This is a genomic window from Sulfuricurvum sp., from assembly GCF_041651515.1.
In the GTDB taxonomy this organism is placed as follows: domain Bacteria; phylum Campylobacterota; class Campylobacteria; order Campylobacterales; family Sulfurimonadaceae; genus Sulfuricurvum.
In genome coordinates this window covers 396,285-419,134 of sequence record NZ_JBAZJF010000003.1, presented here as the reverse complement: position 1 = coordinate 419,134, position 22,850 = coordinate 396,285, and the positions used below count along the sequence as shown (strand labels likewise).

General features: G+C 43.3%; 22 protein-coding genes. 8 read left to right on the top strand and 14 right to left on the bottom strand.

Annotated features, from left to right (window positions below):
• Nucleotides 1-190 precede the first annotated feature (190 nt).
• Genes WC407_RS07780 through WC407_RS07770 form a run of 3 tightly spaced genes read right to left on the bottom strand, consistent with a single transcriptional unit; the run spans nt 191 to nt 4,828 of the window.
• Nucleotides 191-430 (bottom strand): hypothetical protein, encoded by a 240-nt coding sequence (locus tag WC407_RS07780; protein WP_373022042.1) that lies wholly within the window; start codon nt 428-430, stop codon nt 191-193.
• Complete coding sequence (locus WC407_RS07775) at nt 399-4,133, bottom strand: PAS domain S-box protein (RefSeq protein WP_373022041.1); 3,735 nt, start codon at nt 4,131-4,133, stop codon at nt 399-401. Before WC407_RS07775 ends, WC407_RS07780 begins: the two co-directional genes overlap by 32 nt.
• On the bottom strand, nt 4,130-4,828 hold the full coding sequence (locus WC407_RS07770) for a response regulator transcription factor (RefSeq protein ID WP_373022040.1): 699 nt from the start codon (nt 4,826-4,828) through the stop codon (nt 4,130-4,132). Before WC407_RS07770 ends, WC407_RS07775 begins: the two co-directional genes overlap by 4 nt.
• Before the next feature lie 162 nt (nt 4,829-4,990).
• On the opposite strand from WC407_RS07770, the gene WC407_RS07765 reads away from it, so the two are divergent.
• From WC407_RS07765 to WC407_RS07730, 8 genes are all read left to right on the top strand, one after another.
• A complete protein-coding gene (locus WC407_RS07765; RefSeq protein ID WP_373022039.1) occupies nt 4,991-5,377 on the top strand; it encodes a hypothetical protein in 387 nt (128 codons plus the stop codon).
• Nucleotides 5,367-5,954 (top strand): 16S rRNA (guanine(966)-N(2))-methyltransferase RsmD, encoded by a 588-nt coding sequence (gene rsmD / locus WC407_RS07760; protein ID WP_373022038.1) that lies wholly within the window; start codon nt 5,367-5,369, stop codon nt 5,952-5,954. Before WC407_RS07765 ends, rsmD begins: the two co-directional genes overlap by 11 nt.
• A gap of 46 nt (nt 5,955-6,000) precedes the next feature.
• A complete protein-coding gene (locus WC407_RS07755; RefSeq protein ID WP_373022037.1) occupies nt 6,001-7,047 on the top strand; it encodes a flagellar basal body P-ring protein FlgI in 1,047 nt (348 codons plus the stop codon).
• Complete coding sequence (locus tag WC407_RS07750) at nt 7,047-7,334, top strand: hypothetical protein (protein ID WP_373022036.1); 288 nt, start codon at nt 7,047-7,049, stop codon at nt 7,332-7,334. The genes WC407_RS07755 and WC407_RS07750 overlap by 1 nt, the downstream gene beginning before the upstream one ends.
• A gap of 62 nt (nt 7,335-7,396) precedes the next feature.
• A complete protein-coding gene (locus tag WC407_RS07745; RefSeq protein WP_373022035.1) occupies nt 7,397-7,603 on the top strand; it encodes a flagellar biosynthesis anti-sigma factor FlgM in 207 nt (68 codons plus the stop codon).
• 16 nt (nt 7,604-7,619) lie between these two features.
• Complete coding sequence (locus WC407_RS07740; RefSeq protein ID WP_373022034.1) at nt 7,620-8,048, top strand: hypothetical protein; 429 nt, start codon at nt 7,620-7,622, stop codon at nt 8,046-8,048.
• Nucleotide 8,049: 1 nt separating this feature from the next.
• Entirely contained in the window at nt 8,050-9,915 is a 1,866-nt protein-coding gene (gene flgK / locus WC407_RS07735; RefSeq protein WP_373022033.1) for a flagellar hook-associated protein FlgK, read from the top strand.
• Complete coding sequence (locus WC407_RS07730; protein WP_373022032.1) at nt 9,915-10,709, top strand: ABC transporter permease; 795 nt, start codon at nt 9,915-9,917, stop codon at nt 10,707-10,709. The genes flgK and WC407_RS07730 overlap by 1 nt, the downstream gene beginning before the upstream one ends.
• Here the strand turns inward: WC407_RS07730 and WC407_RS07725 are convergent.
• The 11 genes from WC407_RS07725 to WC407_RS07675 all read right to left on the bottom strand — a co-directional run bounded on the left by WC407_RS07725 (nt 10,706) and on the right by WC407_RS07675 (nt 22,820).
• Nucleotides 10,706-11,884 (bottom strand): glutathionylspermidine synthase family protein, encoded by a 1,179-nt coding sequence (locus WC407_RS07725; protein ID WP_373022031.1) that lies wholly within the window; start codon nt 11,882-11,884, stop codon nt 10,706-10,708. The genes WC407_RS07730 and WC407_RS07725 overlap by 4 nt on opposite strands.
• Before the next feature lie 2 nt (nt 11,885-11,886).
• Nucleotides 11,887-12,468 (bottom strand): hypothetical protein, encoded by a 582-nt coding sequence (locus tag WC407_RS07720; protein WP_373022030.1) that lies wholly within the window; start codon nt 12,466-12,468, stop codon nt 11,887-11,889.
• A gap of 10 nt (nt 12,469-12,478) precedes the next feature.
• Complete coding sequence (locus WC407_RS07715) at nt 12,479-12,907, bottom strand: Sua5/YciO/YrdC/YwlC family protein (RefSeq protein WP_373022029.1); 429 nt, start codon at nt 12,905-12,907, stop codon at nt 12,479-12,481.
• 3 nt (nt 12,908-12,910) lie between these two features.
• A complete protein-coding gene (carB, locus tag WC407_RS07710; protein WP_373022028.1) occupies nt 12,911-16,168 on the bottom strand; it encodes a carbamoyl-phosphate synthase large subunit in 3,258 nt (1,085 codons plus the stop codon).
• A 56-nt stretch (nt 16,169-16,224) separates the two neighbouring features.
• The gene (mreC, locus tag WC407_RS07705) at nt 16,225-16,986 is read right to left on the bottom strand and encodes a rod shape-determining protein MreC (RefSeq protein WP_373022027.1); all 762 of its coding nucleotides are present in this window, start codon (nt 16,984-16,986) and stop codon (nt 16,225-16,227) included.
• On the bottom strand, nt 16,979-18,016 hold the full coding sequence (locus tag WC407_RS07700; RefSeq protein ID WP_373022026.1) for a rod shape-determining protein: 1,038 nt from the start codon (nt 18,014-18,016) through the stop codon (nt 16,979-16,981). The genes mreC and WC407_RS07700 overlap by 8 nt, the downstream gene beginning before the upstream one ends.
• An 8-nt stretch (nt 18,017-18,024) precedes the next feature.
• Complete coding sequence (gene clpX / locus WC407_RS07695) at nt 18,025-19,257, bottom strand: ATP-dependent Clp protease ATP-binding subunit ClpX (protein WP_373022025.1); 1,233 nt, start codon at nt 19,255-19,257, stop codon at nt 18,025-18,027.
• On the bottom strand, nt 19,254-20,039 hold the full coding sequence (gene lpxA, locus WC407_RS07690; protein ID WP_373022024.1) for an acyl-ACP--UDP-N-acetylglucosamine O-acyltransferase: 786 nt from the start codon (nt 20,037-20,039) through the stop codon (nt 19,254-19,256). The genes clpX and lpxA overlap by 4 nt, the downstream gene beginning before the upstream one ends.
• Before the next feature lie 10 nt (nt 20,040-20,049).
• Entirely contained in the window at nt 20,050-20,493 is a 444-nt protein-coding gene (fabZ, locus tag WC407_RS07685) for a 3-hydroxyacyl-ACP dehydratase FabZ (RefSeq protein ID WP_373022023.1), read from the bottom strand.
• 85 nt (nt 20,494-20,578) lie between these two features.
• A complete protein-coding gene (locus WC407_RS07680) occupies nt 20,579-22,177 on the bottom strand; it encodes a cation:proton antiporter (RefSeq protein ID WP_373022022.1) in 1,599 nt (532 codons plus the stop codon).
• A gap of 115 nt (nt 22,178-22,292) precedes the next feature.
• Entirely contained in the window at nt 22,293-22,820 is a 528-nt protein-coding gene (locus tag WC407_RS07675; protein ID WP_373022021.1) for a hypothetical protein, read from the bottom strand.
• Nucleotides 22,821-22,850: the final 30 nt, after the last annotated feature.

The window sequence follows — 22,850 nt, the reverse complement described above, 5'->3', positions numbered from 1 at the left end:
TACTTATATCTTGTTCTAACTCTTCTATTTTTGAATAGAGTGGCTTAACAGCACGCTCTACTTCTTGCTTATTTCCAAAAAACATTAATGTACCTTTTTTATGACAATTCATTATATCCAGTTTACCATTTAAATGGTCATATATGGGGTAACTATTTGGTAATATACGAGACTGATATATGACCAAAATTTATTTTGCTGCTTCCATAATGTCTTTTGCCAGACCGATGATGCGGCATACTCGGCCCGTCTCATCTTTTATCGGTATCAGCGTCGAGCAGAATTGTTTTCGTCCGATTGGTAAATCCAGTTCTGCTATCTCTTCGATCATTTCACGCGATTTTACACAGCGGTCATATTTTACAATACTCTTGCGCACACTCTCGTCATCGGGGAAATCATCGACGTATTTTCCGATCGTTGATTTCACGATGAAGCGTAGTGACCGCTTCCTGAAACTGAGCCGTTCGCTCTCGTACCCGTTTTTCGATGGTATTATTGAGTTCTTTAATGATCTCTTCAGTTTGTTTGCGTTCGCTAAGATCTTGTACGGTTCCTATCGAGTACAGAGGGGTACCGTCATTGTCGTAGGTGTGTTCGCATCTCTCTATAACATATTTGATTCTACCATCACTCATAACAATTCTGTGTTCTATTTGGTAGGGAATCTTCGTATTCAGGGACTCTAAATAAGGGGCATTTACCATCTCTCGATCGTCAGGGTGAACACACTCATAGAAAGTTTTGTGTAGATCGGTTACGCTCTCTTTGTCAAGCTCAAATATTTTATAGGTTTCATCCGACCATGTGAGTACATCATTTTTTATATCCAGATGCCAGCTGCCGGTATGGGCGACGCGTTGTGCATCGATGAGGAAGGTATGCTCTTTTTGTAAAAGAGCCTCTAGCTCTTTGCGCTGGGTAATGTCAACATTGAAACAGGTAAGTCCTATAATCTCATCCGTTTCGGAGCGGACAGGGGCATAGTGTATCTGCCAGTATTTGCGTGAGAGCCTCTCATTACCATACTCCTCTTCGGCGATGAAATTTTCGCCGCTTAGCGCTCGATCAAAGTTCCGTTTTGCAATTTCTCTGTCGGTATCAGAAGGAATAGCTTCCAGCATATTCATCCCGACAGCTATCTCTATGCCGAATATCGTATTCATTACAACAGCGTGTTTTGAATCAAACGCTATGTACCGATAATCTTTATCGAGTGCAAAGGTAACGACCCCCGGAGAGCTCTCTAAGATTGCGTGAAGGAGGTTTCTGTTGGATTGCAGCGCCTCCTCGGCACGTTTTCGTTTGGTGATGTCGGTGCCGATTGCTAGCCCTCCGCATATTTCACCCATATGATCCCGTTCGGCAACGAAGCGGATTTGGTGCACTTGCATCTCTCCAAACGGTAAAGGTACATCAATGGTAATCTCTTCCATTTCCCCTGTGGCCATGACTTGTTCCAATGCGTGCTGATAACGCTCTGCTTCCAAAGAATTTTGATCGATTTCACTAGGTGTTTTGCCAATTATTATTGCTACGGCATCATCTCCAACTACACGCGCCATAGTTGGGCTTACATAGACGGAACGGGATTGAGTATCGTAACGGATGACATTATCTGGGAGATTTTCGACCAAGGTACGGAATTGCGCCTCTCTGGACGTAATCTCATCTTGTAGGCGATAGATGTCGGTCATATCTCTGCCGATTCCCAGTATGCTGATGATTTTTCCATCGTCATCTCTTTCGGGTACTAATGTGACATCATGTATCTCCATTTCGCCGTTCTCACCCGGCACCAATTGGTGAACGATTATCGTTTGTCCTGTTGTGGCTACCTGTGCGATAGCTGCTTTAACTTCTATATGACTTTCCGGAATATAACTGCCGACTGCTTCTACAAGAGAGATGCCTAATGTCCGCTCATGCACAGGATTAATATAGAGATATCCTCCATTAGCATCCCAGCGAGCGATATTGTCGGGGGTATTTTCCGCCAAAGAGCGGAATTCGCGTTCTTTGAGCGCCAACACTTCTTCGGCATGTTTTCGCCCGGTTATATCGCGTCCGATAGAGAGGACGCTGTTGATAGTCCCGTCACTGCCGAATTCAGGAACCATACGCATATCTGCCCATCCATTTTTACCGGAAGCATCGATATAGGCAGTTTCAAAAGATATTTCTTGTTTAGTACGGATAACACTTTTCAGATTTTCCGCAAAAAATTCTTTGTTTATAACCGGAGTGACATCGCTAAGCGTTTTCCCTAGCGTATCGATAGAAAAGAGTTGTGCTGCCTTGGGATTGACGTAGGTACGGCGACCTTCGAGATCAAAACGGACGATGATATCGGGAGAGTTTTCAGTGATAGTCCGAATACGACGATTCTCTTTTTGCTCTTCGAGCTGCAGTCTCTCCGTGATATCCCGTGCAATCGCCATATTGTAATGTTTGCCGTTGTATTCGATAAAGTTGGCGCTCACCTCGACGGGGAAGAGGGTTCCGTCTTTGCGTTTGTGGCGTAGCTCCATCGTGAAACTCCCCTGTTGTTTGAGCTCATTCCAGTGCTCCAACCATCGTTCTCTAGGCCAGTCGGGGTCGACATCGCCGACGTTCATTCCCTCAAACTCTTCACTGGTATATCCTAATGACGCGCAAGCTCCCTGATTAACATAGTGAAAACGGGCATTCTCATCGATCATAAATACGGCATCTTTGATATGATCAAGGGCAAATTTTTTGAGCATCAGTCGATCTTCTGCTTCTTTTTTCTGTGTCAAATCCCAGATATTGGCGATATGGTAGAGGATCTCATCCTCTTCATTTTTGATAACGATCAACTCAACCGATACGGGAAAGGTGGAACCATCTTTACGCTTGTGAATCGATTCAAAAGCAACGTACCCTTTTTCAAACGCCTCTTTTTGAATCATAGGAAGGATAGGCAGCGATTCGGAGGCAAAGAGATCGGGGACGCTTAGCTTGCTCATCTCTTGGGTGGTATAGCCGTATAGTTTGTGAAACGCGGCATTGGTGAGTTCAAATGTATTGCTTTTACCGACATGCATCGCAATACCCCACTGGGCCTGTTTAAAAATATCGGCCCATTTTATGAGTGTTTTTTCGAGTTCTTCAAGTTCGATAATTTTGTGGGTAAGTTGATTGATTCGCTCCAAGCTCAGCCGTTCATCCGATGTTACCGTATCGGCAAAATATTCATCGTATTGTGAATAGGGCAAGTCAATTTTAAAGGATGCTCCGTCTTTATTGTTTTTGACAGTGATGGTGCCGCCGAAGCGATTTTCAATGATATTTTTGGTCATAAACAGCCCCAGTCCGGAGCCTGATTCTTTGGTCGTGATATGAAGGTCAAAAACCATCTCAACCGGTTGTATACGGATGCCTCCTGCATTGTCCGTGACGGTAATAGTACAGTTTTTTTCTCCTCCTCTAACGTGGACGGTGATGGTGGCTGCGTCATGGGGTGCTTCGTCAAACGCATCTTTGGCATTGAGAATTAGATTGAGTATCGCATGCGTAAACTCATTTGGATTCCCTTTTATCGTCGGATTGACATCCAACTTAAAGTTTAGATTGATCCGACTGTTCTCAAATGAGTATTCCGTTATTTTTCGTATGGTCTCAAATTCATCAGCAATTAAAAAACTTCTATTCGCATTATTTTTTTGCGATAAAAAGCTGTAGAACGTATCAATCGTTTCGGCTAAATGCTGGAGAAGTTTAAAACTGGTGTCAACTGAATTCAGAAGTTTTTCTTTGGAAATTTCCCCTTGAAAAATCAGAGTAGCTTTAATATTATTTTGAATACTTCCTATCGCATTGAGCGGCTGTTTCCATTGATGGGCGATGTTACCGACGGTTTCACCCATCGAGGTATAGCGTGAGTTTAAAAAGAGAACTTTGGAATCGGCTCTTTGTTTTTTCAGTGCACTATCCCGTTCATTTTCGAGTGATTTGATTTTATAGGTGAGGATGATCAAAAGAGCAATTGCGGCGATTAAAGCGATTTCCATTAGGAAATGGAGTGCGAATGTGATTGGATAGCCAATATGAGTGAAGAGGAGAACGGCAGAGATGGCTAGGAAGATGCTGAGGGAACGGTGAAGTGTCATATACTGGATCTTGGGGCATCAAGTCGGTATCCGATCCCTCTTACTGAGACGATAATGTTGATACCCAGTTTTTTACGCAATCGGAGGATGATATTTTTGATGCCGGATTCACATATCGGATCAAGCGGCCATAGCTTTTTTTCGATCTCCTCTTTGGTTACGGTTTTATGACGGTTGTTTATCAGCAAGACCAGTAATTCTTGTTCTTTACTTCCGAGTTCTACAACGATGCCGTTATGATAAAGCTCTTTGGTCGCCGCATTGTAAAAAAGTTTATGCGCCAGTGGAATTAACCCTATCTCTTTATGGGTGCGCTGCATCGCTTTGGCCAGCGCAGTTGTGAGTTTTTCTAGATTAACGGGCTTGACTAGATATCCGTCGATAGAGAGATTCGCGGCACTTACGAGCAAATTTTGTTCGGCGAAACTGGTCATTAATATAATAGGAAGATTGTAGTCGTTTTGGCGTATTAGTTTAATGAGAGCTAAGCCGTCTTTTTTGGGCATTTTAATATCGGTTAGGATGATATCGGGCGATTCATCTTGGTAGAGTTGATAGGCCTCTTCCCCGTTTTGCGCAGAATAGACTTGGCCGAAAAGCATTTGAAGTACCTCGATGATTTGGGTTCGGGTGACCGCGTCATCGTCACAAAATAGGACACGTTTGTCTTTTAATAACAAAATATTGTTGATCATTAGAGAGCCCCTTCATTTATATTTAGGACGGTCCGATACTATTTTATTATATTATAACCTTAAAAGTATTAATTTGTTACGAATGTGTTAAGTCACAGATATGCAAGTTGATGTAAAATAAACTATGCTAAAATACTGAATAATTAAGTAAAGGGAGTGTTTTTGAAAGTAGCTATTCAGTGCGATTCCCCTTTACTGCAACGTTCATTGGAGCTTTTTTTAGAGGGTCATCTTACTTCATATCGGCATTGTGACATCCTTATCCGAGATAAAAATATCAGAGATGACGAACATCCAACTTTTATCATCGGTACGCAAGAGGGGTCGGATTTGATCAAGCCTTTTTCAAAAGCGGAACTTTTTCATGCCCTGGCTCAAACGATCGAAAAAGGTAAAATATCTCCTATTCTTGCGATGGAAACAAAGTCGTTTCAAGACAATACGCAAGAGGGTGTCAGTTTTGAGATACTTGAACGCCACATCGATAAATTAACGCAAGAATACCAAGCGAATATCCTCAAAGCAATTCGGGCATTTTATGAAAAATAATGAGACTATTACCAAAAAAATTGTAGCGGGACGTTTTAAAGGTAAAACCCTCCGTCTCCCTTCCAAAGAGACAACACGCAGTTCCAAAGCGATTGTTCTGGAGTCGTTTTTTAATACCATTCAGTTTGATATCATTGATTCGGTCGTTGTCGAAGTTTTTTCAGGGAGCGGATCGATCGGCTTGGAAGCTTTGAGTCGAGGGGCAAAAAAAATTATTTTTATGGAAAAAGATCGTGATGCGATTAAAACATTGCGAACCAATATTTCCCAAACCGATCCAAGTGCGTGTGAAGTGGTAGAAGGGGACAGCTTTGCCACTATTTCTCAAGTAAAAAAACGGCTTGAAAACCTTGGCGAGAGCGCATTTGTGTACGTTGATCCACCCTTTGCATATCGTGAGGGGATGGAGGCTATTTATGATAAAACCATTGATCTTATCGCCTCTTTTCCTCAATCATTAGTTACGCTATTTATCATAGAACATATGAGCACCTTGGAACTTCCAGAGACAATAGGGGTATTTAACCGTATTAAAGCCAAAAAATTTGGAAAAACGACACTCAGTTATTATGCTTAGTTTGGAATAGCATTTGCTTTAACCTCTGTAATTACAAAGGGTGAGCATGAGAATTTTTGTAGTACTAGTGATGCTTTTCGGCAGTTTATGGGCGACACGCGTAAGTGAAGTGGCAAATATCGTCGGAGTTCGTGATAATCAGATCATTGGATATTCGCTTGTGGTCGGTTTGAAAAAAACCGGAGACGGTACCACCTCTAAATTTACCCTCCAATCCATCGCCAACATGCTTAAAGCGATGAATATTGGTATGAATTCTGTTGATATTATGTCTAAAAACTCCGCCGCAGTTGTTGTAACGGCAAAGTTTGCACCCTATTCCCGACAGGGAGATGCATTGGATGTAACCGTATCTTCTATCGGTGATGCAAAATCACTCGAGGGGGGGACACTTCTTATGACTCCGCTTAAAGGGGTAGACGGAAAAATCTATGCTCTTGCTCAAGGGCCGGTGAGTATCGGCGGAATCAATGGAAAGGGCGTCCGTATAGAATCGCATCCTACTGCCGGTATCGTATATGGCGGTGGATTGGTCGAGCGTGAAATTGAGCAAGATATGATTCATCAGGAAAATGCGACGCTTTCTCTCAAATCATCAAATTTAAACAATGCCGTGGCAATTCAGAATGTGATTAATACTCGCTACAAAGATTCGATAGCCGTTGCGATTGATCCTCGTACCATCAGCTTGAAACTTCCTAAAAACAGAACAATGGTTGAATTTTTGGCAGAAGTCCAAAATCTTGATATTAATTATGTACCCGAGTCTAAAATAGTTATCAATGAGCGAACCGGTACTATTGTAGCTGGCGTGGATATTGAGGTTAAGCCGGTTGTGATTACCCAAGGAGATATTACCGTTAAGATATTGGCACAAGATACTGTGTCTAAACCTGCCGGAAGTGTCAGTATGGATAAAAGTTTGGTTATCGGCTTGAATGAAAACGAAGTGTATACTCAAAAAGGGACGACAACCGTGGCTAATATCGTCCGATCTCTCCAAAAAATGGGCGCTAGCCCTAAAGAGATGATTGATATATTACAGGCTATGAAAAGTGCCGGTGCGATCTCAGTTGATTTAGAGGTTATTTAATGGATATCTCAAATGTACAGTATCAAAAAGCTATGCCTGTGCTAGGAACCAAAGAATCCAATACGGCATTACGGGAAAAAACGGATCAATTTGAAGCGATCATTATCAAAATGATGCTGGATGAAGCGATGAAAGATGAAAAAAATCTTTTTACCGGTGCGAATGACCCAGGAGATAAGATTTTTAAATCGATGTATCGTGATGAACTTTCAAATGCAAGTGCGGGAGGATTTGGGTTTTCGCAAATGTTGTTTGACAGCCTGAGTCAAAAAGGGGTGAAAAACTAAATTTTTGGTAATTCTTGCCGATATAGCGTGTATACATCATATACGGATAATAAGGATTCACCATGATTTCAAGTGTGAATAGCTCACTCATCAGAAGCTCATACCAAGAGCCGTCAGTAAAAACTAAAGAGCAGGAGAGATCCATGCAGTCTATTACCAAACAAGGTGACACAAGCCGAATTGATCAGCTTAAAAGCTCGATTGAAAAAGGTGAATATCGTGTCGATATTGAATCGTTGGCTAAGCGTATCGCGCAAGAGCTAACTTAACACGCAGGAGTATATGATGTTGTCCTATCAGTTGCAAAGTGCCATAAAAGATCTTGATACCTTAATCTCTCTCTCGCAAGAAGATATAGAAGATATTCGAGAAGCGAATCACAATCCTCAGTTTGAACGTCTTTCAATCAAAGAAGAAAAAATCAAAAGTTTTGAACATAAAAAAGCGATGATTGACCATGAGATATCCAAATTGATGACCAGCAATCCGGCCAAACCTCTTTCAGAACTTTTAGATAGTGAACAACATCAGCAGCTCGACAGTCTCAAAGCACATCTCTCTTCCTTGCGAGAGGTAAATCAACATTACGCAAAAATGGTACTGAGTGTCGGATCTTTTTATAATACCTTGTTGGAGCGAATTGTTCCGACACATATGCAGGGATATCAAAAAGTGGCATCCGGTGAAGCATCACTTTTGGAAATAAGAGCATAATATGGCATCAATATTTAATGCATTAGGTATCGGGTACAGCGGTCTAAATGCTGCACAAGTCGGTATAGATACAACGGGGCATAATATTTCGAATGCTAATACTGAAGGGTACAGCCGACAGCGGGTAGTGACTGCTGAGGCCATGCCGATCAGTATTGATCCGGGTCAACGGGGTAATGGGACACAGATTACTCAAATAGCACGTATTTTTGATCAGTTTACATTTAATAGATATTCTGTAGCCTCTCAAAATAAATCGAATTCAGATACGTTAAAAAGTAATCTGCAGGAACTTTCTACTTATTTTCCGGATCTTCAAAATAACGGCATCAAAAATGATTTGCAGAATTATTTTAATTCATGGCAGTCATTTGCAAGTAATCCGGGTAATGTGGCACAAAAAGTTGCTTTATCTCAGCAAACGCAAACACTTACCCAACATATTAATCAAACGCGTTCGCAGGTTGTTGCTCTTCAACAGTCTTTAAATGATCAGGTCGCTTCTAATATCAATGAAGTGAATGGAATCGCTCAACAAATTGCCGGACTGAATAAGTCCATTAGTATAGCTGAAGCCGGTGGAGCTAATAATGCTAATGATCTTCGGGATCAGCGTAGTCAGCTTGAGCTAACGATGTCTAATCTAGTAGGTGCCAAAGCATTAAACGGGCAAATTACAACTAATAATGGTGTGGATAGTAATATTGCGATCAATAATGGAACATATACGATGCAAATCGGAGGTTTCAACATTGTTGACGGAGCTAGTTTTCATCCTATAGGAATTGACAACTCGGGCAAAAACGGTTACAACGATCTCTATTATCAGCGTCAAGACGGTACAAAAATCCCTTTTAGCCAAAATATTACCGGAGGAAAAGTAGGGGCATTATTAGAGTTGAGAGGGACCACCATCGGTTCGAACGGAGAGTTTCAAGATGGAATCTTGCAAGATACAATCAACAATATGGACACGTTTGCCAAAGGGTTGATTCAATCAAGCAATAATTTGTACGCGCAAAGTGCGACCACGCAGATGAGTTCAAACCCCCTCTCATTTTCAAATAACGAGTCACTGCTCAGCACAGGACAAAATTTCAAAGCCGGTACGTTTGATGTGGTAGCCTACGATATTAATGGTAACGAGACAGCACGGCGTACTATTACCATCAATGCTGCTACCGTTATGGATAATGCAGCGGCAACGAATTTGCTTCCGGATGGTACACCCAATAGTATTGTTCAACAGCTAAAAGCTCAAAAAGATGATAATAAAGATAACAATGCGTTAAATGATATTAACAGTATTCTAAATCCGGCATTTACAACTCCGTCGAATACGTTTAGTTTGAATTTGTCTGCAACGTATGCTGCTCAGGGATATAAATTTGCTATTCAAGATAACGGTACCAATTTTGCCGGCGTAACCGGAGTTAGTCGATTTTTTGATGGACAAGATGCAAAAACAATCAGTTTGAATGCGGCTCTTAAAAACGATTCCACCCAAATTAATGGATTTAAAGTACCCGTCAGTGGAGATAATCAAACAGCGTTGGATATGGTAAATCTCCAATTTTCTTCGGTTGATTTTTCGAATGGGTTAACGACGTCCAGTGATACCATATATGGAAATTATGACGCTATGGTTACCAAAGTAGGGACGGCAACCAATTCGGCAATTAGCACAAATGATTCTATTACCGCGCAATACAATGCGATCAAACAAGAGCAAGATTCAATCAGTAAAGTAAATACGGATGAAGAGATGGCAAATTTGATCCGTTATCAAACCTCTTATGGAGCTTCAGCAAAAGTGATTACGACAATTGATCAAATGATGACTACACTTTTAGGCATCAAGGCCTGATGGCTAAATCCAGTATTGCCCTGTTGCTTGGGGTAATATTTTTTTCTTTTCTGGGCCCTTTGGGTTATCATTGTGATCCCCTATATTTAGATGCCAATGCAATTTTACTCCCCCCTTCATCCTCCCATTGGTTTGGTACCGATCGATTGGGCCGTGATCTTTTGGCACGCATGATGGAGGGGGGACAAGTCTCTTTAATCATCGGTTTTGTCAGTGCGCTTATTGCAACTTTGATTGGGTTACTCTATGGGGTAAGTGCTGCATTATTGCGTGGAGGATTTGACAAACTCTTTATTATTGTGGTTGATATATTTTTGACCTTTCCGACCCTTTTTTTATTATTAACTTTGGTGAGTTACGTGAATGCTTCGGTCTGGGTTCTGATCCTGATTTTGTCCATAACGGGGTGGATGGGGACTGCACGATTAATCCGTTCTGAGAGCTTTGCAATCAGTGCCAACCCCTATATTCGTATTCTTCATATGGCACAGGTGCATCCGCTCAAAATTATTTTCAAATATTATGCTCCGCTTCTTGCCCCTATTTGTTTGGTGAGCTTTACATTTGGAGTAGGTGGGGCAATTTTAGCTGAGTCTGGGCTTTCGTTTTTAGGACTTGGAATTACCGCACCGCAAATGAGCTGGGGGAGTATTCTCAGTACCGGTAAAGAGGTTATTGATATCGCATGGTGGGTGAGTTTTTTTCCGGGGTTGCTTATTTTTATGGTTACTTTTTCCTTGATGAATATCTCCAATGCGCTCCAAGCACACTGGAATCAAAAAGAGATACGCTAACGCAGCACGTGTCCGACGAATTTGGACATATTCCCCAAAATTTTACCTCCTCGGCGGAAACCGAGTCCGCATGCTTCATAGGCAAAAAATACCCCTGCCTGATAGCTGTTGCCTTGGGAATCTTTGGGAAATTCGACGTATTCTTGATAGATTGGTTTGAAATTTCCGTACGGTCCGTCGTTGGCTTCGAGTGTTGTTCCCGATGCATCTACGATACGTACATTTGCCCCTTCTCGTCCAAACATCCGTTTCTCTACGTATGCAGTTCCTTTGAGCGGTTCAAATGAGGTTTTAAGAAGATACGGTGAATCTGGGAAAAGGTCACACAATATTTTCATCATTCCTTTGGATTGGAAGAGTAGGGTGTAGGCCGGATTGATAATAATCGCTTTTTGATTATTCATAATCGTGGAGAGCATCGTAGCCAGTTCCGGTTCTTCAATCGCAATATCTTCCCAAGGGAAAAGTTTAAACCAATACTCATACGGCTCTTCATTGCTGTCATAGATCCCCTCATCATCAAATTTTACGGCGCCGATGGGTTCAAATCCGGTTTCAAATCCGGCATCGATCGCCATTTGCTGGAGTAGACGAACGGTCTGCTCCTCTTCGATATTACCGCTTATGGAGCTGAAAAGGATTTTCCATCCGTCGTAGTGCTGTTCGAAAGTCTCCGGATCATCAAACAAGGTTACGAGACGACGAAAGTTGTCACTGATTGCTTCATAGATGTTGTTGAACTGTCGTTCTTCATCCATACGGTTGTGTTTGAGGAGTGCCCATTGCAAAATAGCGGTTTCAAAGAGGGAGGTAGGGGTATCGGCATTAAATTCGATCAATTTTATCGGTGCTCCACCGATTCCTCCGGCAAGGTCAAACCGACCGTAGAGGTGCCAATGGACATCGTTTTCCCAACTTTTTTTGATGGCATCGATGAGGTTAAAAGGGATACCAAGATCGAAGAAGAGATTGTTATCGATGATATGCTGTGCGGCAGTGGCATACATATCGTAGAGTTCATTGACCGCTTCGTAGTACGCTTCTGCTTCGGCATCGCTAACAACCACCAGCTGATCGGCAATGTATTTACTCTCGTCACTATCGGTATGCCAAGCAAATCCCATATTTTCTAAAATGGTGTCGTTTATAGGGGTTATTGTTTCAAGTGTTATCATATTCATCCTCCGAAAAATCCGCCGCCGCTGGTACTCTTCGCTGAAGAGCCGCCGAAAAAGCTTTTTTTCTGAGTCCCTGAAGCGGCAGAAGAACTCATACCACCTGCAGAGCGGTGATATGCGGAGCGGTTGGAAGCATCTTGATTTTTACGGAAATTGGAGTTATTCATCAATGCATTTCCGATCATATTACCCAGCAAGGCTCCCCCGGCAGCAGCGAGAATCGTTCCACCAAGCCCCATCCCTTCGCTATGAGGTTCCGCATTGAGTTCCGATTTTCCCTCTTGCATTTTTTTATACTCTTGATCGGCGAGTTCTTTCATCTCCGCCTCACTCATGACACGTTCCGTTACGGTACCGTTTTCATCGGTCGAGCGTATGATAGCGTGACTTGGACCATCGGTCGGAGCCTCTTCTATAACGACAAATTTACCGTTGGGCTGTTGTTCGACAACCAAAAATTTATTTTTCCCCTCTGTGGCTTGATTCTCTTCAGGGGCGCTTTGACAGCCGCTAAGGGCGCTGAGGACAATTAATCCCATCGTTCCCATGTAGGCATGTTTTGCACTAATAAATTGTTTCATACAGATTCCTTTAACGTAATTTTAGAAAACGGTGTTGACCGAGTTTGAGAATTCTAGAGGGGGATTGTTCACTTAATCCGCGATTATCTTCAACAATCCAATCGGCATTTCGGGTACAGAAATCTTCTTCATACGATTGACCGGTTGGATTGGCAGAGGTAGAATAGAGCCAACCATAACCTTCTACTAGAGCAGCATGAGAAGGATCATCAACATAACGGAAAGCTTGATTCTTGACAATAAAAGTAGTTTTCCGAGCATATCTGACGAGCCGTTTATGTTTCATAGGGATACGGGTGTGTTGAGTAAGGGTTTTGAAATCGCAGAAAACTTTTAAAAAAGGTTTTGTCTCATCACGCCCTTTGATCTCTCGGAGCCGCAAGGGATCTTGCGAGAGAAATCCGACCGTTGTATCGGTTTGGGCGAGGAGAACTTTCATTATTTAGGAGCGAAGGTAGTCTTGAAGGGCACCCGGAGTCATCCAGGTATCATCATTCATATGTCCCATTGCTTCGATAGCAGCACGTGCTGCACTGAGTGTTGTGAAATAGGGAATTCCCATGCGTAGAACGATTTGACGAATTTGTTCGGCATCTTTTTTCGATGTTTTATTATCGGAAGTATTGATAGCAAGAGAAATTTCGCCGTTTTTCATAACGTCTTCAATATTTGGGCGTCCTTCGGAAATTTTGAGAACCGCTTCACACGGAATCCCTGCTTCTTCAATAATCTTTTGGGTGCCTCGAGTTGCCACCAGTTTAAACCCTTGTGCATGAAGACCGCGTGCAATCTCAGGGGCATGGACTTTATCCATTTCGATGAACGAGAGGAAACAGGTTCCGGAGGTTGGAATTTTATTTCCTGCTGCAAGCTGGCTTTTTGCAAAGCTAATACCGAAATTTTGGCTGATACCCATAACTTCACCGGTTGATTTCATCTCCGGAGAGAGAACCAAGTCGGCACCGTAGAGTTTGTTGAACGGGAACACAGCCTCTTTGATCGCTACGTGACCTTTAAGTCGCGGTTTGAGCAAGCCGTCTTCTTCCATAACGATGTCGTAATTGTCATAGAATTTCAACGCATTGCGCAAACTGTCTCCGAGCATAACACGGGTAGCGACTTTGGCAAGCGGCATTCCGGTTGCTTTGGAAACAAACGGTACGGTACGGGATGCGCGGGGATTAACTTCGATTAAATAGACTTCATTTTGATAAATTGCGTATTGGATATTAAGAAGCCCGATGACTCCAAGCCCCAATGCAATTTTTTTGGTTTGTTGTTCAACCTCGGCTTGAAGAGAAGCGCTGAGACTTACCGGAGGGAGTGAACATGCACTGTCACCGGAGTGAATCCCTGCCTCTTCAATATGCTGCATTACCGAACCGATATACACTTCGCTTCCATCGGTGATCGCATCGACATCGAGTTCTACCGCCTGGTCAAGAAACTTATCGACCAAAACGGGAGAATCATTGCTGACCGATACGGCAACGTCCATATACGTACGAAGTTCATCTTCGTTGTAAACGATACGCATTGCACGTCCACCCAAAACATACGAAGGGCGGACAAGAACCGGATAACCTAGTTCTTCGGCAACTTTGAAGGCTTGCTCTTTGGTCATAGCCATGCCGTTCTCCGGTTGTTTTAGACCTTGTTCTACGACAAATGCCGAGAATTTTTCACGGTTTTCTGCCAAATCGATCACTTCCGCCGAAGTCCCGGCGATTTTAGCACCGATAGCATGGAGCCCGTTGGCCAGTTTGAGGGGAGTTTGTCCTCCAAAATGGACGATAATTCCATCAGGCTGTTCTACTTCGACGATGGATCGGATGTGTTCAAAATCGATCGGTTCGAAATAGAGGACATCGGACGTATCGTAGTCGGTAGAGACCGTTTCGGGATTACAGTTGACCATGATGGTCTCAATCCCCATCTCTTTAAGGGCGAAAGAGGCATGAACACAGCAGTAGTCGAACTCGATCCCCTGTCCGATACGGTTAGGTCCTCCGCCTAGGATCATCACTTTTTTCTTGTCACTTTTGCGCGGTGCCTGAAGTCCGAGGCGGGTAATATTGGTGGTGGAATAGAGATACGGGGTCAATGAACCGAATTCTGCCGCACAGGTATCAACTTCATTGTATTCAAATGCGATTGCCAAGGCTTTACGTGCATCATAGACATCATTTTCTTTTGCATTTCCGCCGTTTTTGGTTACGAGACGGGCTATATTTTTATCGGAGAACCCTTCGGTCTTAAGGCGACGAAGTTGTACTTCATCTTTTAGTGTTGCTACAGAGATAAGAGGCTCTTGAGCAATAATCTCTTCGATTTGGGTCAGGAACCATGGATCGATTTTGGAGAGGTCAAAAATTTCCTCTTTGGAAAGCCCCATGCGGAAACCTTGTCCGACGTAGAGGATACGTTCTGCATTAGGACGGCGGATTTCGTGCTTAACAAATTCCAAATCTCCGTTGATTGGATCAAAACCGCTAAGACCGGTTTCAAGAGAACAGAGTGCCTTTTGTACTGATTCTTTGAAGGTACGGCCAATAGCCATGACTTCTCCGACCGATTTCATACTGGTAGTGAGGGTAGACTCGGCTTCAGGAAATTTTTCAAAGGTAAAACGAGGAATTTTAGTAACGATGTAGTCGATAACCGGTTCAAAAGCTGCCGGGGTTCCGGTGATATCGTTGGTGATTTCATCAAGGGTAAACCCGACGGCAAGCAAGGTTGCCACTTTGGCGATCGGATATCCGGTTGCTTTGGATGCAAGGGCGGATGAACGCGATACGCGAGGATTCATCTCAATAACAATCATACGTCCCGTTTCAGGATTGACGGAGAACTGAACGTTCGATCCACCCGTATCGACACCGATTTCACGTAAAATCGCGAATGACGCATCACGCATACGTTGGTACTCTTTATCGGTGAGGGTGAGGGCAGGGGCAACGGTGATAGAATCTCCCGTATGGACACCCATTGGATCGAAATTTTCGATGGAACAGACGATGATACAGTTATCGTTACGGTCACGGATAACTTCCATTTCGTACTCTTTCCATCCCAGAAGTGACTCTTCGATCAATATTTCTGTGATCGGAGATTCATCAAGTCCGCGTTGAGCAAGCATTTTAAACTCATCGATATTGTACGCAACACCGCTTCCACCGCCGGCGAGGGTATAGGATGCACGGATGATGATAGGAAAACCGATTGCTTCGGCAGCCGCCATTGCTTCTTCCATGTTATAAGCATAACGGGAGATTGGCAAGTCCATTCCGATTTTCACCATACACTCTTTGAATGCTTGGCGATCCTCCCCTTTTTTGATGGCACTGGGATTGGCACCGAGAAATTCGATCCCCTCCAGCAGCCCAAGTTCATGCATTTTCATTGCAGCATTGAGGGCAGTCTGTCCTCCCATGGTCGGCAGGATAGCGTCAACGTTTTCTTTTTTGATAATTTCGGCAATGATTTCAGGTTTTATCGGTTCGATGTAGGTGCGGTCGGCGAATTCCGGGTCAGTCATAATCGTCGCCGGATTTGAGTTAATCAAAACGACGCGATATCCCAACTCTTTAAGCGTTTTAACCGCTTGTGTCCCAGAGTAGTCAAATTCGCATGCCTGACCGATGACGATCGGGCCTGATCCGATGAGTAATATCGTTTTGATGTCTTCGCGTTTTGGCATTGTGACCCTTCTTACAAAAATTTTATTATTATAGTCGAAAGGCACTTAAAATCCGATTATCTGACCTCGCGAATTAGATGGAAATAGGCAGGATTCTTACCGTAGAAGTACGGTTCTACCACGGCACTTTGATATCCTTGGGCTCTGGAAATCGAGACCACTTTTCCCACTTTTAATCCGGATAGAAATATTCGGTCCAATCCGGACGTGAGTACTTCGTCTCCGACAGAAATCGGGATCCATGTGGGGATAAACTCGACGATAAGACGGCGTGTATTATTGCCTCTTACAATGCCAGGAGCAACAGATGCGCCGATATTAACCGCATAGGAACTTTTGAGGTCACCGTTAAGCAAGGCAATAGGGCGATTATTTTTTGAGACAACAATACCTGCAGCATATCCTCGATAGAGTAATCCATAAACCCGTTTAGGATCAAAATGGTCCATCTCTATCCAAAGCTTATGAGGATCACCAAAACGGACATACGAAAGGGCACGGACTAAGTCGATATGGGGCTCAATGGCAATGGTACTGTTTTCTTCACGTATGATATTGCGATACTCATCGGCAACTTGGTGAAGAGTTAGTAGCTCTTTTTCGTAGTATTGATTTTTTTTGCGTAAATCGATAATGGTTGCTTGTTGCTTAAAGTGTTCATTAAACCCGTTTTGTATCGATTCTACTCCATCAAGGTAGGTCGATTTGATCGCATGGGTAAGGTAAAGTATAGGGGATTGAAAAAGATTGGTAAAATAGAGGGCTCCTCCTATCACTAAAGCGATAAAAAGGAGAAGAAAAAGCTTTTGTTTATTCATTGTCGAAAAGTTCGTGGAGTTGATCAATCTCTTCTAGGGCACGTCCTGTCCCTCGTGCAACACATAATAATGGTTCGTCGGCAACATACACCGGAATTTTAATAATTTCAGAGAGATATTTATCAAGTTGACGGATTAATGCCCCGCCACCGGTAAGGATGACTCCGTTGTTAACAATGTCACCGGCAAGATCAGGAGGCATATTTTCAAGTACATCACGGATTGCTTCAAGAATTTCTTTAAGGGGATCGCGCATCGCTTCTCTGGCATCTTCGCTGGAAAGTTCAAGAGAGGTTAAAAGTCCTTCTACTTGGTCACGACCGTTAATGATCATTTTAAGCTCTTGAGCAAGCGGCATAGCCGTACCGATATTAATTTTGATATCTTCAGCGATACGTTCACCGATCAGAAGATTGTATTTGCGTTTGACGTAATCCATGATCCCGCGGTCGATTTTATCCCCTGCTACACGGATAGAACGACACAGTACCAACCCACCGAGGGAGATAACGCCGATTTCAGTCGTACCCCCTCCGATGTCAACAACGATATTTCCTTTTGGTTCACGAATATCGATTCCCGCACCGATAGCGGCTGCCATCGGTTCATCAATCAAATACACTTCACGCGCCCCTGCACTCATTGCCGATTCACGAACCGCTTTGCGTTCAACCTGTGTTAGACCGTAAGGGATACAAATAATAATACGTGGGCTGATGAGTGTGGTACGACCGTGTGCTTTTTCGATAAAACGTCGGATCATTTTTTCGGTCATATCGAAATCGGCGATAACACCGTCTTTCATCGGGCGGATTGCTTTGATATTCCCCGGAGTTTTCCCCACCATCTCTTTGGCTTCACGCCCTACGGCAAGGACTTTTTGTTGACCGTATTTCTCGGTTTTTACCGCAACGACGGAGGGTTCATTGATAATGATCCCTTTGCCTTTAGAAATAACGATGGTATTGGCTGTCCCTAAGTCGATAGAGAGATCGTTTGAAAACATACCGATTAATTTATTAAATAACATTATTTGTCCTATGCACTTTTTTGGTTGGGTTTTTTGATGTAGACGGGGGTAGAACCCTCTTCAACAACCTCTTTGGTAATGAGTACTTCATAACCGCTGTATTCAGGAAGCTCGTACATGGTTTCACCCATGATCTCTTCGAGAATAGCACGAAGTCCACGTGCTCCGGTTTTACGTGCAAGCGCCTTGGATGCAATGGCATTCAGCGCTTCTTTTTCAAATGAGAGTTCTACCTCATCGATGGCGAAGAGTTTGGTGTATTGTTTTATGAGACAATTTTTAGGTTCGGTCAGGATACGAACCATCTCTTCTTCGGTAATTTTATTTAAAGAAGCAATAATAGGAAGACGTCCGATAAGTTCTGGGATCAAACCGTAACTGACCAAATCATCGGGTTCAACATTTTCAAAACTGTCATTGATATCGGCAGTACTGTGCTTATCTTGACCGAATCCCATAACATTCTTCCCTTGTTTGCGCTCAAGGATTTGTCCAAGACCGTCAAATGCACCGCCGCAGATAAATAAGATTCCAGAGGTATCGATTTGGATGAAGTCTTGATTCGGATGTTTTCGTCCCCCTTTGGGAGGGATATTGACGACAGCCCCTTCAATGATCTTCAGTAGGGCTTGTTGAACCCCTTCTCCGGAGACATCACGGGTGATAGAGCGATTTTCGCTCATACGGGAGATTTTATCGATTTCATCAATAAATACGATCCCCTGCTGAGCCCGTTCAACATCGCCATCCGCGGCCTGAAGAAGTTTGGTAAGGATGTTTTCGACATCTTCACCGACATACCCTGCTTCGGTGAGGCTGGTTGCATCGGCGATTGCGATAGGTACATTCAAAACACGGGCAATGGTTTGTGCCATCAGGGTTTTACCGCTACCGGTCGGTCCGATGAGCAAGACATTGGATTTGGCGATTTCGGTATCATCATCAACGTGTGCGTGTTTAAATATTCGTTTGTAATGGTTGTATACGGCCACAGAGAGGAGCTTGCGTGCTCTGTTCTGGCCGATGATGTACTGACCCAAAAAGGCGTTGAGCTCTTTAGGGGTTAACAACTCGGTATGGGCGTGTGCGGCAGCAGCTTTTGAATCGGCTTCATTGTCGCCGAACATAATTTTATAAGCCGAGAAGACACAGTTTTTACAGATATAAACATTGTTGCCGGCAATAAGAGGATTGTGATCGCTCTCCTGTGCCTCGCAAAAGCTACAATGGCGGTGTATCATGATTGACTCCTTTCAAAGGGGATGCCCCGTTTTGTGTTGATAATAAATGTACAAAGATTACGTACATATTCACTTGAAGCACTCTCTAAAAGTGCTGTTGCACTCTCTTGAAGCGGTTTGCCCGATTCAAACAGTTCTCGATACGCAGCGCGCAATGCGTCGATGTCTTGGCGCTCGATATGACGGCGAAGACCGTTGAGATTTAGCCCGCGCAATACTGCACGATTTCCCTCTGCAAGACAATAAGGGGGAACATCTTGCGATAGGGCAGAAGCTCCGGCTATCATCGCGTAATCGCCGATTTTGACAAATTGGTGGATGGGGGTCATACCGCCGACGACGGCATGATTACCCATTTCGACATGCCCTGCCAAGGTGGCGGCATTGGCGAGGATACAATGATCGCCGATGATCACATCATGCCCTAAATGAACATACCCCATAAACAGGTTGTGTGAACCGACAACGGTTTTGCCCCCGCCCCCTGCTGTTCCGGGATTAAAGAGGGTAAACTCACGGATTTTATTGTAATCGCCGATAATAAGTTCAACCTCTTCACCCGCGTATTTCAAATCTTGCGGTACCGACCCGAGTACGGCGTGTGAAAAGATGTCGTTGTATTCACCGATGGTGGTATTACCGTATATACATGTACTGGCGGCAATTTTTGTCCCGCGTCCTATTTTGCTTTTACCGGAGATAAAACAAAAAGGTCCGATTTCGACATCTTCACCGATAATGGCACCCTCTTCGATGTGGGCAAGTGGAGATATGTTACTCATACCTGCTCGCTTACTTATCAACGATCATGGCTTTGAGTTCTGCTTCGGAAACAAGAGTGTCATCGACATACGCTTTTCCTTCTAAAACCCAGATAGATCCTTTATGTTTAACCACATTCATACGATATTCGAGACGATCTCCCGGGCGGACGGGAGCACGGAACTTCGCACCGTCGATGCTCATGAAATAGACCACCTTGTGTGCTGCTTCCTCTTCGGTCATGTCCATGCTTTGAAATGCGAGAATTCCTCCGGCTTGAGCCATCCCCTCTAGGATCATAACACCCGGATAGATTGGATGCCCCGGGAAGTGACCTTCGAAAATTTGTTCGCCAATAGTGACGTTTTTAAAGCCGATAAGGGATTCATTGGGCGTAAGAGACGTTACTCTGTCAACCAAGAGAAAAGGAAAACGGTGAGGCAAAATTTTTTGAATTTGAACGACATCTATCATGTTAGTAAGCACCTTGGGTAAAAAATCCCCCAATTTTACCTCAAAAATGGTTAATTAATAATAATGAATTTTAATCCTCTGACAACTACTTTTTAAATGCCCGTTGTACAAGAAGATCTGCTACTTCAAAACTGGCATCCACAAATTCCAACTCCGGTAAGTCCCTCATGCTTTTTCGTTCTTCTACACTGTCGATTTTGACAATGATATGGGCTTCGTTGTCATAGCCGAGTACCGCTTCGCTGATGAGGCGTCGGTTTTGTTCACTGCTCATGGTAATGATGATCGCTTTGGCCTCTTTTACCATCAACGACTCTAAAACCGGGAGTTTGTTTAAGTGCCCGAAGTACGCCATGTAGCCGAGCTTTCTCGCATGTAAAACATGTTTCAAGTTATCGGAGATGATGACAAAGTTTGCCCCTTTGGATTGCAGCGAAGCGGCAACAATTTTTCCAAGCATCGCAAATCCGGCAACAATAATATGATCCTGGCGTTCGATAGGGGTGATGACGTCGGATTCGTAAAACTCTTTTTCAAAGTAGGAGGAGAGTTTATAGATATTTCCGATAATAAACGGGGTTAGAATCATCGAGATAACACTCACCAAAATCAAAAAACTTGCCATCTCTTCGCTGATCAGTTTTTGTGCCCCTGCCAAAGCAAAAACGGCAAAGGAAAACTCCCCGATTTGTGCGAGGGACAGAGCTGTCTTAGCTGAGGTGTTCTTATCGGAGTTACGCCGTATGATCGCATAAATAACGAGCGCTTTAAAAAGCATCGCAAAAATGAAAACAAAAATTATAATGTGAATGTTTTCAGCAAAATAGAGCATATTGATTTTCGTTCCCACCCCGAAGAAAAAGGCTCCGAGAAGGAGATCTCTGTAGCTGGCGATGTCCGATTCGACTTTGACGTTAAAACGGGTATCGGCGATGATCATCCCGGCGATAAAAGCTCCCAAGGAGTAGGTAAACCCCATGCTGTGTGCAAGCAGTGACGTTCCGATGAGGATGGAGAATACCGAGCCCAAAAAGAGTTCTTCGAGTTCCGTTTTAGCCGAAAACTGCAAGAGGGTATTAACGATTTTATCCCCTATAGTAAACATAAACAAAACGACGAAAGCGGCAGATAGGATTGTTTTGCCGATGACTTCTCCCAGTGAGAGGGTGTCGTTGGACAAAAAAGTGATGAGCAATAAAATCGGAATCACCGCGAGGTCTTGGAAAATCAAAATTCCCATCGATTTTTGCCCATAAGGGGTGTGGATGTCCTTGGACTCTTTGAGATAGGTGAGGACGATGGCGGTGGAGGAGAGGGAAAACGCCAACGAGATGATCAAAGAGGTGTTGAAATCGAGACGAAAAAGAAAATGGGAGAGGATAAAAATCACTACGACGCTGAACAGGACCTGCAGCAGACCGTTGGTAAGGAGGATCTCTTTCATCTTTTTGATTTTTTCCAGACTCAGTTCCAACCCGATGGTAAACATCAAAAATACGATCCCGAATTCACCGATGAGGTTGAGCGAATCGATTCCGTCCCCGTTGAATCCAAACAGGTAGCTGATGATCGTTCCCGTCGCGATATAGCCGATGATATGGGAGATTCCAAACCGTTTTAGGATGATGTTGAGAACCGTTGAAATGGCAACGGTTAAAAAGATGGTTAGTAGTAAAGTTTCCATACAGACATTATAGTGCAAGGTCTGTGCTAGAGGTGGTTAAAAAGTAGGCGGTTAAGATGGCATAGGGGAAAAATGAGGGTGGAATACGAGATTTTATTTTTTAACACCCCTCTTGCTAACGCTTTTCGTTTTCACCATTCTCATAAGCCATAATTTTTAGTTTTTTAGATCCTTCATGAAAGTTGTAATCCATCATGGAAACTGTTTTTTTATTGATATACATTTGAATTTTGCCATCTTCCTCGGCAGGCGTGCTTGGCTCTTCAACTACTGATATTAACAATTTAACTCTTGGCTTGTAGTTACTGCCAGGATTATATAAAATGATACTCTGTCCCTGAATGTATGGCAAATCACTATTCGTCAATAAAATGGCTTGTCCATCAATAGCCCTTTTACTGACCCCAACATTTATATCTTGTCCACCTGCAATTTTGTCTTTTAAAGTACAGGCAATAGCACTTACATTATCATGAGTTTCGTTAGTATTTTTTACAAATGTAGCAATTTCGTCTGGTAGTTTAAGATAGACTAATATGAATGTAGCAATTGAAATCGTTGATGGAATCAAAAAAGCGACTATCTTCCATGTGATACTATTAAAGAATTTTGTAAACCCGTTATTGGTTGCTCTCGGCGCCATTAATATCCTTATAGTAATTTTAAGGAATAA